Source organism: Azoarcus sp. Soil_N_20 (assembly GCF_057656155.1).
This window is the reverse complement of sequence record NZ_JBDGKX010000083.1, coordinates 1-239: the sequence shown is the minus strand read 5'-3', so window position 1 is coordinate 239 and position 239 is coordinate 1. Positions and strand designations below refer to the sequence as shown.

Here is a 239-nt window from a genome sequence, read left to right as displayed (position 1 = left end):
CCGCCCGACAGCGTGCCGGCGAGCTGGACGCGGCGCTCCTTCAGCCGCGGGAACAGGTGATACACCTCCTCCATGGTCTGCGCCTGATCGCGCTTGCCCATCCGGTAACGCTGGAAGGCGCCCAGGGTCAGGTTGTCTTCCACCGTCATCTCGCCGAAGAGCTCGCGCTTCTCGGGCACCAGGTTCATGCCGCGCGCGACCATGCGCTCGACCTCGGGCACCGCCTCGATGCTGCCGTC

General features: G+C 68.6%; 1 pseudogene. It reads right to left on the bottom strand.

Going from position 1 to position 239, the window contains the following annotated elements:
- Positions 1-239: pseudogene (locus AC3A35_RS28000) on the bottom strand (ABC transporter ATP-binding protein); the annotation flags it as partial.